Consider the following 14,624-nt stretch of genomic DNA (forward strand, 5'->3'; position numbering starts at 1 on the left):
GAGGATGACCACAAGTCCGACACCGGCCACCCGCACCAAGGTCCTCCTTGTTGACGATCATGACCTGATTCGTAAGGGCCTGCGCCACGCCTTCGAGCGCGACCGGCAGTTCGAGGTCGTCGGTGAGGCCGCCACCGCGGCGGAGGGGGTGCGCCAGGCCGGCGCCCTGCAGCCGGACGTGGTGATCATGGATCTGCGGCTGCCCGACGGCAGTGGCCTGGAGGCGACCCGCGCGCTGCGCAAGTCCAGTGCGTCGATGGGCATCGTGGTGCTGACCATGTATGCCGGCGACGACCAGCTCTTCGGCGCCCTGGAGGCCGGTGCGAGTGCCTTCGTGCCGAAGACCGCCCCGGCCGACGAGGTGGTGGCCGCCGCGCGGCACGCCGCCTCCTCCCCCAGCGCGTTCACCGCCGCCGATCTGGCCGAGGCGATGAAGCGCCGGCTCGCGCCGTCCGGCCCGCAGCTGTCTCCCCGGGAGGGGCAGGTGCTGCGGCTGCTCGCCGACGGGATGAGCGTGGCGGGCATCGCCAAGCAGCTGTTCGTCAGCGAGTCCACGGCCAAGACGCACATCTCCAAGCTCTACGAGAAGCTCGGTGCGGCCAACCGGGCCCAGGCGCTGATGACCGCCCTGCGGCTCGGCCTGCTCGAGGCACCGGACGCGCCGAAGTTCTGATCTACCCCCGCTCCGGTGGCGGGAAAGCACGACCGACGGTCCGCGCCAGCTTCGGCCAGCGCGGACCGTCGCGCATCGACCGACGTCGGCGGGCAACCACCCGCGCGCTATGGTCTGGCGTGCGTGGCGGGTGCACAATACCCGCGCGGGCGACGACGCCCGCGACGCGGACTCAAGGGGTGAACGCATGCAGCGGCCAGACTGGGCACCCGACACCATCGACATCGAGCGCCCGAGTGTCGCGCGGATGTACGACTACTACCTCGGTGGCTCGCACAACTTCGCCGCGGACCGCGCCACGGCGCAGGCGATGGTCGCGGCGGTGCCGGAGGCGCCGCTGATGGCCCAGGCCAACCGGGCCTTCCTGCGGCGGGCCGTGCACCACCTCTCCGAGGCCGGGATCCGGCAGTTCCTGGACATCGGCTCGGGCATCCCGACCGTCGGCAACGTGCACGAGATCGCCCAGCGGCTCGACCCGCAGTCGCGGGTGGTCTATGTGGACGTCGACCCGGTGGCGGTGGCGCACAGCCGGGAGATCCTCGCCGGCAACGACCGGGCGGTGGTGGTGCAGGAGGACCTGCGGCGTCCGGAGGCGATCCTGGCCCACCCGGAGGCCCGCAAGCTGCTCGACCTGAGCCAACCGGTGGCCGTGATGGTCGTGGCCGTCCTGCACTTCGTCTCGGACGACGACCGGCCGGCCGAGCTGCTGCGGACGCTGCGCGACGCCCTGGCCCCCGGCAGCTACCTGGTGCTGTCGCAGGCCAGCGACGACGGGCGCAGCGACGACGAACGCGCCGAGGCGGAGCGGGTCTACCGGCGCACCGACAACCCTCTGTGGATACGCAGTCGGGCCGAGTTGACCGCGCTCTTCGACGGGTTCGAGCTGCTCGACCCGGGCGTGGTGTGGGTGCCCCAGTGGCGACCGGACACCCCGGAGAGCGCGGAGGACGCCGAGCGCGCGGTCTTCATGGGCGGCGTCGGGCGACTCGGTGGCTGAGTCGCCCGACGCCGTCTCCCGCCCGGGCACGTTCGCCCGGGCGTGGGCGAAGGCGGTCTCCGGCACCAGCTACCTGCCGATGACCCAGGCCCAGCTGGAGACCCTGCTGGACCGGCTCACCGGCCAACTGGCCGGCGCGTTGCTCACGGAGCCGTTCGACCTGCGCGCCGGGCACCGGGTCGGTGCCGAGTTGGTCGCCGCGCACATCGCCTCCGCGGAGGGGCTGGGTCGTACCGTGGAGGTCATCCAGCTTCGGTTCGTGCGTGACCTCGGGTTGGTGGCCGAGGACGTCGAGGACCGGCTGGCCCGGCTGCTGGCGGCCGTGGCGACCGGCTACGCCCGCGCGCTGCGCGACCGCACCCTCGACGAGCAGGAGTCGATCCGCCGAGCCGCGATGAGGGCCCGGACGCAGGCCGAGCGGGCGCTGCGCGCCAGCGAGGCCCGGTTCCGGCACCAGGCCACCCACGATCCGCTCACCGGCCTGCCCAACCGGACGCTGTTCACCGAGCGGCTCACCGCTGCGCTCAACGAGCCCGGCCGGGGTGCGCGGCGGGTCGGGGTGTTCTTCCTCGACCTGGACCGCTTCAAGGTCGTCAACGACACCCTGGGGCACCAGGTCGGTGACCAACTGCTGGTCACGGTCGCCGAACGACTGTGCAAGGCCATGGGTGAGCACCTGGTGGCCCGCCTCGGCGGGGACGAGTTCGTGATCCTGGTGGAGAGCAGCGCCGGCACCGACGACATGGCGGCGTTGGCCGAGACCGCGCTGGCCGCGGTCCGGACACCGGCGCTCGTCGACGGGCACGAGCTGCAGATCTCGGCGAGCATCGGCATCGTCGAGCGCCCGGTGGCCGGAGCCAACCCCAGTGACCTGATGCGGGCCGCGGACAGCACCCTGCACTGGGCGAAGTCCGCCGGCGGTGCGCGCTGGGCGCTCTACGACGCCGAGCGCAACCAACGCGAGCTGGCCCGGTACGCGCTCTCCGCGGCCATCCCGGCCGCGCTGGAGCGGGGCGAGTTCTACCTCGACTACCAGCCGCTGACCTCACTTCGCGACGGCAGCCTGGTCGGCGTCGAGGCGCTGGTCCGCTGGCGTCACCCGGAGCTGGGGGTGCTGCGTCCGGACAGCTTCATCAGTTTGGCCGAGGAGACCGGCCTGATCGTCCAACTGGGCGGTTGGGTGCTGGCCGAGGCGTGCCGCGAGGCGGAGGCCTGGTCGGCTGGCAACGCCGCCGCACCGTTCGTCAGCGTCAACCTGGCGGTACGGCAGGTGCACCGGCCCGGTCTGGTGCAGGAGGTTCGCTCGCTGCTGCGGCAGACCGGCCTGCCCCCGGAGCGGCTCCAACTGGAGATCACCGAGAGCACGATGATGAGCACCGCCGAGGAGCCGGTACGCGCCCTGCGGGTGCTGGCCGACCTCGGGGTCCGGATCGCCATCGACGACTTCGGCACCGGCTACAGCAACCTGGCGTACCTGCGGGACCTGCCGGTGACCGAGCTGAAGGTCGCCGGGGAGTTCGTGGCCGGCCTCCGGTCGCCGTCGGTCGGCCGCACCGACGAGCGGATCCTCGCCTCGCTGGTCTCGCTGGCGCACGCGTTGGACCTGACGGTCACCGCCGAGGGCGTGGAGACCGCCGGGCAGGCCGAGCGGCTGCGGGCGATCGGTTGCGACGCCGGCCAGGGCTGGCACTTCGGGCGCCCGGCCCCCGCCGACCGGATCCTGGCCCGCATCCGCTGAATCTCCCACGCCCGACGGATGGGCCTGGCTCGGGTCTGTCCGTTGCGCGTGATGCCACACAGGCATCTTGATGACTCACGGGCATCACGCTGATTCCGGCTTCCCCGGCATGCCGCGACACGTCGATCGGCGGTAGACAGCGTCTACGCCACCCTGGTAGACAGTCTCCATGGCGGCGGACGAGACGGGGCTGCGGGCGCGCCTGGTCGCCGCCGGAGTGGACCTGGTGCTGCGCGACGGCCAGTCGGCGGTGTCGCTGCGGGAGATCGCCCGCCGCGCCGGGGTCTCCCACGGCGCACCGCGCCGCTACTTCCCCACCCACGTCGACCTGCTCTCCGCCATCGCCCGGGAGGGCTTCGCCGACCTCACCGCCCGGGTCGAGCGAACGTTGCACGACGTCGACGCGGACCCGCGTACCCGATTGACCGCACTGGCCCGGACGTACCTGGACTTCGCGGCGGCCCACCGCGGCATGTTCGAGCTGATGTTCCGCCACGACCTGCTGGACAGCGGCCGGTTGCGGCTGCGTGAGACGAGCCTGCCGCTGTTCACCGTCCTGGCCGACCTGGTGGCGCGGGTGCGTCGGCCCACCGACGCGCCCGCGGCGGTGCTCGCCGGCGCGCTCTGGGCAAACCTGCACGGCATCGCCCAACTCTGGGCCTGGGGCAGCCTGCCGCTGGCCACCGGCGCCACCGACGACGACACCCTGCTGCGCGCCGCGCTGGAGGCCCACCTCGGCCCGGCGCCGACCTGAGACCCGACCCCGGAGGACCTGTGCCCCTGCTGTACGACGTCGCCAAACTGACAGTCGGCACCGCGATGCGGGTGGGCTGGCGGCCCCACGTGGAAGGGCTGGAGCATCTGCCCCGGCACGGCGGCGCGATCCTCGCCGGCAACCACCTGTCCGTCGCCGACGAATGGTTTCTCGTCACCTCGACGCCCCGACACGTCACCTTCTGGGCGAAGGTCGAGTATTTCAACGGCGGCGGGCCGAGTGGCTGGCTCAACCGGCAGATCGTCGCCGGCATGGGCGCCATCCCGGTCAACCGCGCCGACGGCCGGGCCGCCCTGCGCGCCCTCGACGCCGCCGTACCGGTGCTGCGCGCCGGTGGCCTCGTCGCCATCTATCCGGAGGGCACCCGCTCCCCCGACGGGCGGCTCTACCGGGGCCGCGTCGGGATGACCCGGCTGGCCCGCGACGCCGGGGTGCCGATCATTCCGGTCGGCGTGCTCGGCACCGCCGAGGTGCTGCCGGTCGACGCGCGGATCCCCCGTCGACACCCGGTCACCCTGCGATTCGGCCCGCCGATCCCGGTCGCCGACCGGATCCACGGGCCGCGCGACATCCGGACGATCACCGACGAGGTGATGGCGGAGATCCAGAAGCTCACCGGCCAGGAGTACGTGCCGCACTACGCGCCAGCCCGAGAGAGCTGAACGGCGATCAGCCGGCGAGCAGCGCCGCCATCCGGTCCGCCTGCGCCTCCCAGCGCCACTCCCGCTCCACCCACGCCCGACCGGCGGCGCCCAGCTGGCGGGCCAGGTCCCGGTCGGCGAGCAGCCGGGCGACCCGGTCGGCGAGCTGGGCCACGTCCCGCCCGCGGACGACGTAGCCGGTCTCCCCCTCGCGGACCGCGTCCGGTGCGCCCCCGGAGTCGCCGGCCACCACCGGCAGGCCGGTCGCGGACGCCTCCAGGTAGACGATGCCGAGCCCCTCCACGTCGAGGCCACGATTGCGGGTGCGACACGGCATCGCGTAGACGTCGCCGGCCGCGTAGTGCGCCGGCAACTCGACCGACGGCACCGAACCGGTGAACACCACGTCCCGCTCCACACCGGCCTGTCGGGCCAGCTTCTCCAGCGTCGCCCGGTACGGTCCGCCGCCCACGATCAGCAGCGCCGCGTCGGGCACCCGGCGGCGGATCTCCGGGAGTGCCCGGATCAGCATGTCCTGGCCCTTGCGCGGCACCAGCCGGGACACACAAACCACCACCGGACGGTCGGTCAACCCGAGCCGGGCCCGGACCTGCTCACCGTCGACGGTCGGGTGGTAGGTGTCCACGTCGACCCCGGGCGCGAGACGGTGCAGCTCGGTCACCCCGTCCAGCACGCGCGCCAACCGGGTGCGCGTGTATTCGCCGAGATAGGTGGTGACGTCCACACCCCGACCGATGCGCCGCAGTGCCGGCCGGGCGGCCGGCAGCGCCGCCCAACCAACCTCGTGGCCGTGGGTCTGTGCCACCACCCGGCGGACGCCGGCCCGCCGACGCAGACCGGCGGCGAGCAGCCCCAGCGGGGCCGCCGCACCGAACCACACCGTGTCGCAGTCGTACTCGCGAGCCAACCGCGCCGCCCGGCGGGCGATCAACGGGGTGGGCAACAGCACCCGGGTGCGCTCCCGGATCACCTCGAACGGCTGGTCGGCGTCGAACTTCGCGGCCCCGCGCCAGCTCGACGCGTAGACGACCACCGAGCCGGCCGGTTGCCGCACCGCGAGGTTGTGCACGAAGGACTGGATGCCGCCTGGTCGGGGCGGAAAGTCGTTGGTGATCAGCAGCGTGCGGTTCATCGGCCGGCCTTCCGGGCGTACGCGCGGGCGGCGGCCATCCGCTCGACGGTGGACGGATGTGAGGCCGAGTAGAGGTATTCCCAGCGCGGCGGATCGGGGTCGCCCAGGTTGACCGAAGCGAGCCGACGCTGCATCGACTCGAAGGTCTCCGGGTCACGGGTCAGTGCGAGCGCGTGCGCGTCGGCGCGTGCCTCCACCCGTCGTGACATCAGCGCCTGCACCGGCGTGGCGACCAGCCCGGCCACCGTCACGAGGGCGACCAGCAACGGAAAGGCGCGTGGTTGGGCGACCGAGTCGACGCCGGCCAGTCGCAGCAGCGGCCCCCACGAGCCGAGCAGGTAGAGCGCCACCACGGCGGCAGCCGCACCCAGCGCCCCGGTCACCGTGCCCACCGCCACGTCGGAGTCCTTCGCGTGCCCCAACTCGTGCGCCACCACCGCGGTCACCTCGCCCGGGGTGGCCTCGCGCAGCAGCGTGTCGTAGACGACCACCCGCCGGGTCGGCCCGAGACCGGAGACGTACGCGTTGACCGCCCGGGTGCGGCGGGAGGCGTCCGCGACGAGCACGTCGCGCACCGGCACCCCGTCGCGGGCGGCCATGCTCATCAGCTCGGTGCGCAGCGGGCCCTGCTCCATCGGGGTGAACTTGTTGAAGACCGGCTCCACCAGCACCGGCAGCACGAACGACAGCAGCACCACCAGCAGCGCGGCGCCCGCCGCCCCGAACGCCCACCACCAGCGGGGCGCGAACCGGATCACCGCGTAGAAGCCGACGAGCGCCACCGCGCCGATCACCGCACTGACGGCGTACGACTTGAGCAGGTCGACAGCCCAGCCACTCCAGCCGTTGGTGCTCAGGCCGTAGCGGGTGAGCACGCTCTGGCGCCAGGCGGCGAACGGGAGCGTCACCAGGTCGGCGACGAGCACCACGGCCAGCCCACCGAGCACCGCCTGCGCGGCCCAGTGCCCCCCGAACGGCCGGCCCACCAGCTCGACCAGGCGGCTGCCCAGCGGGGTCAACCCGAGCGCGAGGGCGACCAGCAGCCCCACGGCGAGCGCGGCGTAACCGCCCGGACGCAGGGCGGCCCGGAACTCCCGCCCCCTGGCCACCTGCTCGGCCGGCAGGTCACGCAGCGCGGCGAGCTGGTCGGCGCGCGGGGCCGGCGGCCGGTGCCACGGAATGAACAGCGCGGCGATCACGACAAGCGCGACGGTCAACCCGGCCAGCGTCAGCAGCGCCCAGCCCCGTGGGGTCATCGCGTCACTGCCCGTCGTGTCCCGCTCATTGCGCCGCTCCTCCCGCCGTGACCGCTCATCCTATGGCCCGCGAGAAGCTCGCTTCCGGGCGCGGTGTCGCGCTCAGGCGATGCGGCGCACAGCCCGCTGGCGAGCCGCGCCGGGACGCTCTGGCGCGGCCAGCACCTCCACGTCGAACCCGGCCCGCGCGAACACCTCGATCGCCTGGACCTCGGCGGCGACCAGACCGGCCGCCGGGGACGTCTCGTCGAACAGGGCGGCCAGCAGGCAGCCGGAACAGCCGTCGGCCTGCCTCGCGCACCCGTCGCAGTCGATGAGCATCAAGCCCTCCTGATCGCTCGCGATGCACGGTCGGCGCGCCTCGTCGTCGCCACCCGAGCACCGTCGGTCACATCGACGCTAACCACCGGGTACGACAGAAACCGCGTCCGACCGGCCGTTTGGGGGCGAGATCGACTCCAGTTCCCTGAAATCGGGCCATCCCCACCGGCCGGACACCCCGACCTCAGGAAAGCCGTGTCGATCACGGCGTCCGGGCAGGGTGTCAGGAGCGGGCGAGCCGCCGCAGCAGCGAGTCGGCGCCCAGCGGGTAGGCGCCGTGCCGGCGTACCCCGTCGGCGACCTCGCGGTCCGACGAGACCACCACCACCGGCCGCCCCGACGGCTCGGCACGGACCAGCCGGCGGATCAGCTCGTCGGCGGTCTCACCCTTGCGCGAGAACAGCACCCGTACGCCGCGCGGCGCGGGCGGCAGCCCGTGCATCCGCTCGGCGCCGTCGAAGACCACGGTGACCTCGTCGCCGGTCTGCGCGGCGATCCCGCCCAGCCCGGTGATCAGGCGTTTGCGCTGCTGCTCCAGGGACATCTCGCCGAAGCCGCGCTTGGTGACGTTGTAGCCGTCCACCACCAGGTGCGCCCGGGGCAATGCGAGCAGCTGGTCGAGTCGAGCCGGGTCGTCGGTGTCGCGGGCACGTGCCGCGGGGCTGGCCGGGGCGGTGCCCGGCTGCTCGGCGAACGCGTCGGCGACGAAGTCGGCGGGGAGTTTGTCGACCGGGTCGAGCGCCAGCTCGCGGCGCAACCCGACAGCGGCCTGGCCGATGGTCTCCAGCAGCAGCCAGAGCCGTGCGTCGTCGACCGAGCGGGCCTCCTTGGCGGTGGCCCGGGCCACCCCGGCGGCGGCTTCCGCCTCGGCCAGCCGGGCGCGGGCGCGGCGCAGCTCGGCGTCCACGTCCGCGCTGGCACGTGCGGCCCGGCCGCGCTCGGTGGCCAGCAACTCGGTGGCCTTGCGCTCGCGGGCCTGGGTCTCCCGCAGGGTACGGGCGACCTGCCGGGACTCCTCGCGGAGCTGACCCAACTCCTCGCGGACGCGGGCCAGCTCGTCGCGGAGCTTCTCCGCCTCGACCCGCGCCACCGCCCGGTCGTGCTCGGCACGGGTGGCCCGCTGCTCGGCCTCGCGGACCAGTTCGGCGACGACCGCGCTGTCCGCCTCGGCGCGCACGGCGGCACCACTGGCGTCGATCAGCTCCCGCCAACCGCGCGGCCGGGCCAGGTAGGCGAGCGCGGCGACCTCGACCGGGTCGGCGGCGGCCGGGGCGGTGCCCTCGACGACGGCGGCGCCGAGGTCGCCGGCGTCGGCCAGGACCCGGGCGGTGACCCGCTGCCGGAACAGCGGGTCGGCGGTGAGCTGGGCGGCGATGGCCGGCGCACCGAGGCGGGCGCGCCGGTTGGGGGCGAACTTGGCCACCCGACGTAACGGCACCGGCACCTCGTCGCCGGGCAGGGTGGGCAGCACCGCGGCGGTCAGCGTCACGATCCGCTGCCGGACCGGCTCGGGCAGCGTCGGCTCCGGCTCGACGGTGGGGCCGTCGCCCTGCACGGTCGGATCGGATGCGCCTGATGTCCCGCTGACTACGTTGTCGTCCGGGTTGCCCACCGCACCGTCGAGCGCGACCGGATCCTCCTGCGGGAGGTGGTCGTCGTGCGGCTCGGTGAGGGGCATGTGGCAAGTCTCCCACCGCGACCGGGCCCACCGCCCGGTGAGTGAGCCGATCTCTCATCCTAGCCCCATGGTGACTGGTGAGACGGCTGCGACGGGAGTGTCGGACGGTGGCGCTAGCGTGCCGGCGATGGCACAGGCGGAGTACGTCCAGGAGTCACTGGCCGGTTTCGACCCGGCGGTGGGCGGGGTCGACCCGGCGCTGCCGCTCTACGCGACCACCTTCGTGGTGGTCGACCTGGAGACCACCGGCGGCGCGCCGGACGGCGGCGGCATCACCGAGATCGGCGCGGTCCGGGTGCGCGGTGGCGAGCAGTTGGGCGTGTTGGCCACCCTGGTCAACCCGGGGCAGCCCATCCCGCCGTTCATCACCGTGCTGACCGGCATCACCCAGGCGATGCTGGTGCCGGCGCCGCCGATCGAGCAGGTGCTGCCGAGCTTCCTGGAGTTCATCGCCGACGCGGTGCTGGTGGCCCACAACGCCCCGTACGACGTGGGCTTCCTCAAGGCCGCCTGCGCCAAGCACGGCTACCGCTGGCCCAACCCGCGCGTGCTGGACACGGCGGCGCTGGCCCGCCGGGTGCTGACCCGCGACGAGGTGCCCAACCGCAAGCTCGGCACCCTGGCCGCCTACTTCCGCACCGCCACCCAGCCGAGCCACCGCGCCCTCGACGACGCGAAAGCGACAGTCGACGTGCTGCACGGGCTGATCGGTCGGCTCGGTGGGCACCAGGTGGACACGGTCGGCGACGCCATCGAGTTCGCCCGGGCGGTCACCCCGACGCAACGTCGCAAACGGCACCTGGCCGACGGGTTGCCCAAGGTTCCCGGGGTCTACGTCTTCCGGGCCGCCGACGACCGTCCGCTCTACGTGGGCACCTCCGTCGACATCGCCACCCGGGTGCGCAGCTACTTCACCGCCGGCGAGAAGCGCGCGCGGATCTCCGAGATGCTCGCGGCGGCCGAGCGGGTCGAGGCGGTGGAGTGCGCGCACTCGTTGGAGGCGGAGGTCCGCGAGCTGCGGTTGATCGCCGCGCACGCCCCGCCGTACAACCGGCGGTCGAAATATCCGGAACGGATGGTCTGGCTCAAGCTGACCGACGGTCCCTATCCGCGGCTCTCGATCGTCCGCGCCCTCTCCCCCACCGACACCGCGTACCTCGGGCCGTTCACCTCCCGGCGGGCCGCGGAGCTGGCCGCCGCCGGTTTCCACGACGCGGTGCCGCTGCGCCAGTGCACGCACCGGCTCTCGCTGCGCACGATCACGCCGGCCTGCGCGCTGGCCGAGCTGGGTCGCTGCCCGGCACCCTGCGAGCACAAGATCACCCCCGAGGAGTACGACGACAGCGCGGCCCGTCCGTTCCGCACAGCGACGACGAGTGACCCGCAGCCGGTGGTGGACGCGCTGCTCGCCCGGATCGACGTGCTCTCGGCCGACCAGCGCTACGAGGAGGCCGCCGTGGTGCGGTCCCGGCTGGCGGCGGTGCTGCGGGCCACCGTGCGGATGCAGCGGCTGGCCGCGCTCACCGGGATCGTCGAGCTGGCCGCGGCCCGGCCGGCCGCCCGGGGTGGCTGGGAGTTGGCGCTGGTGCGGCACGGCCGGCTGGCCGGCGCGGGGGTGTCCCCGCCCGGCGCGCACCCGCGGCCCACGCTGACCGCCATCCGGGCCACCGCCGAGACGGTGTCGGGCGGGCACGGCCCGGTGCCGGCGGCCACCGCGGAGGAGTCCGAGCGGATCCTGTCCTGGTTGGAACGACCGGAGACCCGACTGGTGGAGATGTCCTCCGGTTGGTCCTCGCCGGTCAGAGGCGCGGCGCGGTTCCGTGACCTGCTGGCGAAGGCCGACAACGGCGCGTCCCACCAACTCTCGACCGAACGCTCATGACCAACTGACCGATCGGACTACGTCGACTCGCTTAGGCTGTTAAGGAAGTGCAGTCCTGCCCGATTCGTGGGCCTGCTCCCTGTCGCCGGCCGCCGGCGCCACGGAGCCGGGGTGAGGAGGTGTCCCTCGTGGACGTCGACGCCGGACACGGCGCCGCCCTGGGGGGCGCCCTGCCGACACAGCCGGGCGAGCTGCCGCTCACCCGCCGACTACGGTCGCTGCTCAGCTGGCCGACCACCGACTCCGACCCGGTCACCCAACTGGTGCGCACCCACCGGGGCATCCACGCCGGCACCGACCCCGCCGTGCTGCGCCGTGCGTACACGATCGCGGAAAACATGCACCGCGGGCAGTTCCGCAAGAGCGGCGAACCGTACATCACCCACCCCCTCGCGGTGGCGCAGATCTGCGCCGAGCTGGGGATGGACACCACCACCCTGGTCGCGGCGCTGCTGCACGACACCGTGGAGGACACCCGCTACACCCTGCAGGCGCTCTCCGAGGACTTCGGCGGCGAGGTGGCCCACCTGGTCGACGGGGTGACCAAGTTCGACAAGGCGTTCTACGGCAAGGCCGCCGAGGCGGAGACGATCCGCAAGATGATCGTGGCGGCCGCCAAGGACGTCCGGGTGTTGATCATCAAACTGGCCGATCGGCTGCACAACATGCGCACCCTCGGGGTGCGCTCGGCGTCGTCGCGGGAACGCATCGCCCGCAAGACCCAGGAGGTGCTGGTCCCGCTCTGTGACCGGCTGGGCATCCAGACCCTCAAGCGCGAGCTGGACGACGTGGTGCTGCTGCACCTGGAGCCCGACGAGCACGCCCGACTGGCCCGGCACGTGCACGACCGGCCGGGCTGGGACACGTACCTCGACGCGGTGGTCACCCGTGCCCGGGTCGCGCTCAAGCGCAGCCGGGTCGACGCCGTGGTGAGCCCCCGCCCCCGACATCTCTACTCGATCTGGAAGGACACCATCGCCGGCGGCCACACCGCCCCGTTCGACCTGCCCCGCATCGTGGTGGTGGTCGACGGCCCGGCCACCGACTGTTACGCCGCACTCGGCGCGATCCACGGCACCTGGCGCCCTGTGCCCGGCCGTTTCAAGGACTTCATCGCCTCACCGAAGAACAACCTCTACCGTTCGCTGCACACCAGCATCTGCGGCCCGCAGGACCGCACGGTGGAGGTGCTGATCCGCACCGAGGAGATGCACCGCTCGGCCGAGTACGGCATCGCCGCCGACTTCCGCTTCCCCCAGTCGGGTCGGGGCAGCGCGGCGGCCCGCGCCGAGCAGTTGGACTGGCTGCGCCGCGTGCTCGACTGGGAGCCGGACGCCGCCGACCCGGCGCAGTTCTACGAGTCGCTGCGCTGCGACCTGGCCGAGGGCCAGATCCAGGTCTTCGCCGATGGGCGGCAGGTCGTGCTGCCGGGCGGCGCCACCCCTGTCGACCTCGCGTACGAGCTGGGCAACGAGCGGGGCGACCACTGTCTCGCCGCACGGATCAACGGTCGGCTGGCCCCGCTGAGTTCGGAGCTGGACGAGGGCGACGTGGTGGAGATCTTCACCGAGAACGACGGCGACAACGGTTTCGAGGCCGGTGTGGCGTCGCGGGGCCCCCGCCGGGAGTGGCTGAGCTTCGTCAAGTCGCCCAACGCGCAGATGCAGATCAACAGGTGGTTCGCCGAGCACACCGAGCCAGGCATCACGATCAGCGACAAGGTCCGCCTCGGCCGGGCCACCATCGGGCTCGCCCTGCGTCAACACAACCGGGGCCTCGCCAGTGACCTGCCGCTGCTGCGCCTCTCCGAGGAGTTGGGCTATCCCGACCTGGAGACCCTGCTGGTCGCGGTCTTCGATCGGGTGATCGAACCGGACACCGTCGTACGCCAGCTCATCGACCTGGTCGACCATCGACAGTGACCCTGCCGGCCCAGCGCGTCCGAGGGACATTCGCGACCACTAGCCTGGGGTCATGATCCCCCGTTCCCGCGCCACCGGTCGGGCCGTCTTCTACCAGGCTTTCTACCGGCTGCCGCTGCCGGTGCGTCGGCGCCTGGTCAAGCTGGCGATGCCCAAGTACATCGTCGGCGCGGTCACCCTGGTCCGCGATTCCGAGGCGACGGGCGCGGGTCGGCTGCTGATGCTGCGCCAGCCGCCCGGCAAGGGCTGGTCGCTGCCCGCCGGCCTCCTGGATCGGGGCGAGCCCCCGGTGGTGGGTGCGGCCCGCGAGCTGTTCGAGGAATCCGGCGTCCGACTCCCCCCGTCCCGGTTACGCCCGGCGGTGCCGAACGCGATCGTGCACGCCAAGGGCTGGGTGGACATGGTCTTCGAGACGGAGGTGCCGGCGTCCAGCACCGAGCTGGCGGTCGACGGCGCGGAGGTCTTCGAGGCCGCGTGGCACCCCCTGGACGACCTGCCCAAGCTGACCTGGCCGACCGCCCGGCTGCTCGCCTACTACGACATCGGGCCGCTGGCCGGTCAGTACCCGCCCCCGATCCCCGACGACCTGCCATGACCGGCGGGGCTGCCGTGCCGGCCGAGGTCTGCGCGGTGGTGCTCGCCGCCGGCGAGGGCACCCGGTTGCGCCCCCTCACCGAGCGGGTGCCCAAGGCGCTCTGCCCGGTGGGCAACGTGCCGCTGCTGGACCGGGCGTTGGCCCGGGTGGCGGGGCTCGGCCTGGCCGGCCCCGACCGGGTCGCGGTAAACGCCTGTTACCTCGGCGACCAGGTGGTCGCGCGCGTCGGCGACCGCGCCCACGTGTCCGTCGAGCCGGGCGATCCGCTGGGCACCGCGGGCGGGGTGTCCAACCTGCGGGACTGGATCGACGGGCGGCCGGTGCTGGTCGGCAACGCCGACGCGTACCTCGCCGACCCGGCGGCCGCGCCGGGCCCGGACGTGGCCGCCCTGCTCGACGGGTGGGACGGCCACACCGTACGTCTGCTCGGCCAGCCCGCCGCGGACCCGGCGGCGCCGGGCACCTTCTCCGGGCACTGTTTCACCGGCTTCTCGCTGCTGCCCTGGCGGCTCGTCCGCGATCTGCCGGTCGTCTTCTCCGACCTGGTCCGCGCCCTCTGGCGCCCGGCGGAGGCGGCGGGCGCCCTGGAGGTGGTGCCCTACCGGGGCACCTTCTACGACACCGGCACCCCCGCCGACTACCTGGCGGCCAACCTGCACGCCGCCGCCGGGGGCGTCCTCGTCGACAGGTCTGCCACGGTGACCGGTCGTTGCGTGGAGTCGGTCGTCGGCGCGGGCGCGCGGGTGGCCGGCGACGTGTGCCGCACCGTGGTGTGGCCGGGTGCGGTCGTGCCGGACGGCGAGCGGTTGCGCGACGTGATCCGGACGGCGGACGGGAGCACCGTCGCGGCCACCGCACACGGCTGACCGGCCCTGGCCCGCAGCGCCAGCCTTGGCCCGCAGCGCCAGGCGGACCGGTGGGGCGGCAACGGCGACGGCCAGGGCGCCAGGCCCCGCCGGAACATCTAGCATGGGCGACGACGCCGACGAACGG

General features: G+C 73.4%; 13 protein-coding genes. 9 read left to right on the forward strand and 4 right to left on the reverse strand.

The window, feature by feature from the left end; all coding sequences use genetic code 11:
• Positions 1-4 precede the first annotated feature (4 nt).
• The 5 genes from AB0B57_RS25670 (at position 5) to AB0B57_RS25690 (ending at position 4,845) form a co-directional block, all read left to right on the forward strand.
• Positions 5-673: a response regulator transcription factor gene (locus AB0B57_RS25670; protein WP_007072219.1), complete on the forward strand. Its 669-nt coding sequence runs from the start codon at positions 5-7 to the stop codon at positions 671-673.
• Between the two features lie 187 nt (positions 674-860).
• Positions 861-1,670, forward strand: a complete 810-nt coding sequence (locus AB0B57_RS25675; protein WP_357074782.1) for an SAM-dependent methyltransferase — start codon at positions 861-863, stop codon at positions 1,668-1,670.
• Positions 1,671-1,749: 79 nt separating this feature from the next.
• Positions 1,750-3,408, forward strand: coding sequence for a bifunctional diguanylate cyclase/phosphodiesterase (locus AB0B57_RS25680; RefSeq protein WP_357074968.1), 1,659 nt, complete (start codon positions 1,750-1,752; stop codon positions 3,406-3,408).
• 169 nt (positions 3,409-3,577) lie between these two features.
• Positions 3,578-4,162: a TetR/AcrR family transcriptional regulator gene (locus AB0B57_RS25685; protein WP_357074785.1), complete on the forward strand. Its 585-nt coding sequence runs from the start codon at positions 3,578-3,580 to the stop codon at positions 4,160-4,162.
• 20 nt (positions 4,163-4,182) lie between these two features.
• Entirely contained in the window at positions 4,183-4,845 is a 663-nt protein-coding gene (locus AB0B57_RS25690) for a lysophospholipid acyltransferase family protein (RefSeq protein ID WP_357074787.1), read from the forward strand.
• Positions 4,846-4,852: 7 nt separating this feature from the next.
• Here the strand turns inward: AB0B57_RS25690 and AB0B57_RS25695 are convergent, their stop codons facing one another.
• From AB0B57_RS25695 to AB0B57_RS25710, 4 genes are all read right to left on the reverse strand, one after another.
• Positions 4,853-5,977 carry a glycosyltransferase family 4 protein gene (locus AB0B57_RS25695; protein ID WP_357074790.1) on the reverse strand — a complete coding sequence of 375 codons (1,125 nt, stop codon included), beginning with the start codon at positions 5,975-5,977 and terminating at the stop codon, positions 4,853-4,855.
• A complete protein-coding gene (locus AB0B57_RS25700) occupies positions 5,974-7,233 on the reverse strand; it encodes a M48 family metallopeptidase (RefSeq protein ID WP_357074793.1) in 1,260 nt (419 codons plus the stop codon). The genes AB0B57_RS25695 and AB0B57_RS25700 overlap by 4 nt, the downstream gene beginning before the upstream one ends.
• 102 nt (positions 7,234-7,335) lie before the next feature.
• On the reverse strand, positions 7,336-7,554 hold the full coding sequence (locus AB0B57_RS25705) for a hypothetical protein (RefSeq protein ID WP_357074796.1): 219 nt from the start codon (positions 7,552-7,554) through the stop codon (positions 7,336-7,338).
• Positions 7,555-7,777: 223 nt separating this feature from the next.
• Positions 7,778-9,232 (reverse strand): NYN domain-containing protein, encoded by a 1,455-nt coding sequence (locus AB0B57_RS25710; RefSeq protein ID WP_357074799.1) that lies wholly within the window; start codon positions 9,230-9,232, stop codon positions 7,778-7,780.
• A 127-nt stretch (positions 9,233-9,359) separates the two neighbouring features.
• On the opposite strand from AB0B57_RS25710, the gene AB0B57_RS25715 reads away from it, so the two are divergent.
• From AB0B57_RS25715 to AB0B57_RS25730, 4 genes are all read left to right on the forward strand, one after another.
• Positions 9,360-11,114 carry a DEDD exonuclease domain-containing protein gene (locus AB0B57_RS25715; RefSeq protein ID WP_357074802.1) on the forward strand — a complete coding sequence of 585 codons (1,755 nt, stop codon included), beginning with the start codon at positions 9,360-9,362 and terminating at the stop codon, positions 11,112-11,114.
• A 128-nt stretch (positions 11,115-11,242) separates the two neighbouring features.
• Positions 11,243-13,036, forward strand: a complete 1,794-nt coding sequence (locus AB0B57_RS25720; RefSeq protein WP_357074971.1) for an HD domain-containing protein — start codon at positions 11,243-11,245, stop codon at positions 13,034-13,036.
• 52 nt (positions 13,037-13,088) lie between these two features.
• The gene (locus AB0B57_RS25725) at positions 13,089-13,631 is read left to right on the forward strand and encodes an NUDIX domain-containing protein (protein WP_357074804.1); all 543 of its coding nucleotides are present in this window, start codon (positions 13,089-13,091) and stop codon (positions 13,629-13,631) included.
• Entirely contained in the window at positions 13,628-14,497 is an 870-nt protein-coding gene (locus AB0B57_RS25730; RefSeq protein WP_357074807.1) for a sugar phosphate nucleotidyltransferase, read from the forward strand. The genes AB0B57_RS25725 and AB0B57_RS25730 overlap by 4 nt, the downstream gene beginning before the upstream one ends.
• Positions 14,498-14,624 lie beyond the last annotated feature (127 nt).

It is taken from the genome of Micromonospora sp. NPDC049101, assembly GCF_040648675.1.
Lineage (GTDB): Bacteria > Actinomycetota > Actinomycetes > Mycobacteriales > Micromonosporaceae > Micromonospora.